This is a genomic window from Sphaerisporangium sp. NPDC088356 (genome assembly GCF_040685555.1).
GTDB lineage: Bacteria > Actinomycetota > Actinomycetes > Streptosporangiales > Streptosporangiaceae > Sphaerisporangium.
Window position 1 is genome coordinate 1 of sequence record NZ_JBFBIK010000240.1, and the last position, 3,272, is coordinate 3,272.

The 3,272-nt window shown below is 68.7% G+C and carries 3 protein-coding genes; all 3 read right to left on the reverse strand.

Annotated elements, in window-relative coordinates:
* Positions 1-40: 40 nt before the first annotated feature.
* Positions 41-1,006 carry a ParB/RepB/Spo0J family partition protein gene (locus tag AB0O34_RS36460; RefSeq protein ID WP_363923519.1) on the reverse strand — a complete coding sequence of 322 codons (966 nt, stop codon included), beginning with the start codon at positions 1,004-1,006 and terminating at the stop codon, positions 41-43.
* Between the two features lie 140 nt (positions 1,007-1,146).
* A complete protein-coding gene (locus AB0O34_RS36465; RefSeq protein WP_363923523.1) occupies positions 1,147-1,962 on the reverse strand; it encodes a ParA family protein in 816 nt (271 codons plus the stop codon).
* Between the two features lie 257 nt (positions 1,963-2,219).
* Positions 2,220-2,909, reverse strand: a complete 690-nt coding sequence (gene rsmG, locus AB0O34_RS36470) for a 16S rRNA (guanine(527)-N(7))-methyltransferase RsmG (RefSeq protein ID WP_363923521.1) — start codon at positions 2,907-2,909, stop codon at positions 2,220-2,222.
* Positions 2,910-3,272 lie beyond the last annotated feature (363 nt).

Below are 3,272 nucleotides of genomic sequence, written 5' to 3' on the forward strand. Positions count from 1 at the left end.
CTGTTTCACGTGAAACAGCGACCAGCCCCTCATTGCTTCGTCAGTCGTCCAGGGCGCGGATGGAATTGGCCGCGCCGGGGGCCATCGCTCCGATGATGCGCTCAAGGTCGTCCATGGTGGCGAACTCGACGACGATGCGGCCCTTGTGCCGGCCGAGGTCGACCTTCACCCGGGTCTCGAAGTGATCGGAAAGCCGGGTGGCGAGGTGCACGAGCGCGGGTTCGGGTGCGTCCTTGGCACGGCGCGTCTTGGGAGCGGGGGCGGCGGTCGCCTCCCCCATCGACACGATCTCCTCCACCGTCCGCACGGAGAGGCCCTCGGCGAAGATGCGGGCGGCGAGACGCTCCTGCGCCGCAGGGTCGCTGAGACCGAGCAGTGCCCTGGCGTGGCCCGCGCTGATCGTGCCGGCCGCGACCTTGAGCTGGACGTTGGCGGGGAGGTTGAGAAGGCGCAGCGTGTTGCTGATGTGCGAGCGGGAGCGCCCGACGCGCTGGGCGAGCTGCTCGTGGGTCGCGCCGAAGTCGTCCAGGAGCTGCCGGTACGCCGCGGCCTCCTCCAGCGCGTTGAGCTGTTCCCGCTGGAGGTTCTCGATGAGGGCGTCCCGGAGCAGCTCGTCGTCCTGGGTGCTCCGGACGATTGCCGGGATCTCCGTGAGATCGAGCAACTGCGAGGCCCGCCAGCGCCGCTCCCCCATGATGAGCTCGTAGCGTCCACCGCCCACCGAGCGCACCACGATGGGCTGGAGCAGCCCCACCTCGCGGATCGAGTCGGCGAGCTCACGCAGGGCGTCCTCGTCGAAGATCTCCCGAGGCTGCCGGGGGTTGCGGGTGATCGCTTTGAGGGGGATCTCCATGAAATAGGCACCCGCGACCGGCCTCAGCCCGTCGTCCGATGCCGGTGAGGTCTCCGGAACCGCTCCCGTCGCACCCGGAACCTCGACGATCGGCCCGGTGGGGATCAGGGCTCCGAGTCCCTTCCCCAGTCCACCACGCCTCTGCTGGGCCACGAATCCTCCTCGCCGACAACCCGCTCGCAGGGAGACGGCCACCCTCGGCGCCGTCTCTGCCCGCCGCGTCCTAATTGATCCTGACGTTCGATCGAACCCGGCGCGGGACACTCCCAGGAGAGTACCGCTGCCGGGCGGGGTCAGCTTCCCGCCATCGCCGCGGCGCGGAAGGCGATCTCCCTCGCCGCCTCCATGTACGCCATGGCGCCGCTGGAGCCGGCGTCGTAGGTCAGCACGGACTGGCCGTAGCTGGGCGCCTCGGACACCCGGACGCTTCGCGGGATCACCGTGCTGAGCACCGTGTCGCCGAAGTGCGTACGGACCTCGTCGGCCACCTGCGAGGCCAGCCGCGTGCGGCCGTCGTACATCGTGAGCAGGATCGTGGAGACCCGGAGCGCCTGGTTCAGGTGCACGCGGACGAGCTCGACGTTCTGGAGGAGCTGGCTGACTCCCTCCAGCGCGTAGTACTCGCACTGGATCGGGATCAGCACCTCCTCCGCCGCGACCATCGCGTTCACGGTGAGCAGCCCCAGCGAGGGCGGGCAGTCGATGATGATGTAGTCGAGCTCGATCGCGTCGAACGCCTCCAGTGCCCGCTTGAGCCTGGCCTCCCTGGCGACCAGCGACACCAGCTCGATCTCGGCGCCGGCCAGGCCGATGGTCGCCGGCGCGCAGTAGAGGTTCGGCATGTCGGGAACCGGGCTGATGATCTCTCCCAGAGCGAGATCCTCGACCAGCACCTGGTACACCGAGGGAATGTCACCCCGGTGCTCCACCGACAGTGCGGTCGACGCGTTGCCCTGCGGGTCCAGATCGACCACGAGCACCCGCTGGCCGTGCATCGACAGCCCGGCCGCCAGGTTCACGGCCGTCGTGGTCTTCCCGACGCCGCCTTTCTGGTTGGCGATCGTGATGATGCGCTGTTTCGGAGGGCGGGGCCAGTCGCCCTCCTGCATGGGTGGTGAATAGCCGATGGAAGCGGCGGCCACGGGAGCGGATGGAGCTGTTTCACGTGAAACCACTGAGCTGAGCGCCTCTCGGACCAGCGGCGAATCGCCGGGGTTAAGGGGGGGCTGTGACACGGTCGTCGTCCTTTCAACCGGCGTGGCAGCAGCAGGGGAAGAAGGCCAGCCGAGACCCGAGGGCCTTCCGCCAGAAGCGGAGACATGACTGACCGGCCAGCCAAGGCCGCCTGCCGCATCCGGCATAACCGTCACCTCTTCCGTCGGCGCCGCGTACCCTGCGCAATCGGAGCTGGCGAGTGTCCGGCGACCACCCGGACGAGAGTCGCGGGCGGATCGACCTTACCGCGCCCGACCGTGACAAGCTCGGCAGTCTCAACCCCATAAGACCGCAATTGCCGCGCGGCGGCGTCCAGTTCCTCGGCCGCGCGCTCTCCCTTCATCGCCAGAAGCTGGCCACCCTTTCGAAGGAGAGGCATAGACCACGCCAAGAGGCGGTCAAGGGGCGCCACAGCGCGAGCCGACGCGACGTCGAAGACCTGCTTCCCCGCCAACTCCTCGGCACGCCCGCGCACCACCTCCACGTTGGTCAACTTCAGCTGCTCCACGCACTCCCCGAGGAACGTCGTCCTGCGGAGAAGTGGCTCCAGCAGGGTCACCCGCACGTCGGGCCGTACGATCGCCAGGACGATGCCCGGAAGCCCCGCGCCGGAGCCGATGTCGACAAGATGGGCGCCCTCGGGCACCGCTTCCGCCACCACCGCGCAGTTCAGCAGGTGCCGGTCCCAGATTCGAGGTATCTCCCTCGGCCCGAGCAACCCCCGCACCACGCCGGGGCCAGCCAGCAGTTCCGCGAACGCCTGGGCCCGGGGCCAGGCCTCTCCGGTGAAAACCTCGCGCGCCACAGCGGGCGCGTCGGGCAGCTCGTCGCTTTCGGCCATCACTCACTCAACTAGAACGGTCACAACATCTCCGCGTAAGGGTAGCCGCCCCGGCACTCCTCCCCGCTTACAACGCGGCGGGCCATACGACCTGGAGCCTTATGTCCCGGTCATCCACTGGGCCCCGGACCACCGCCCCTACGGGCCCGCAGCTGCGGAGGTGACCGCGGACGGGTGCCGAGCAGGACGACGGAAAGGCGGGGGCAATGGGCGGATCAAGAAAAGTACGAGAACCCGGAAAGCGGGGAGAGGCGTCGCCGGATGGCACGGCGGAGTCGTTAGAACAGAAGAGACGCATCGGAAGCCCAGCCTCGACCCCGACCGGGAAGATCCTGGAAAACCGAAGGGCCGCCGATCCGGATG

Coding starts and splice junctions, on each gene's coding strand:
- AB0O34_RS36465 (WP_363923523.1), bottom strand. CDS start 1,962: ATGCAGGAGGGCGACTGGCCCCGCCCTCCGAAACAGCGCATCATCACG.
- rsmG (WP_363923521.1), bottom strand. CDS start 2,909: ATGGCCGAAAGCGACGAGCTGCCCGACGCGCCCGCTGTGGCGCGCGAG.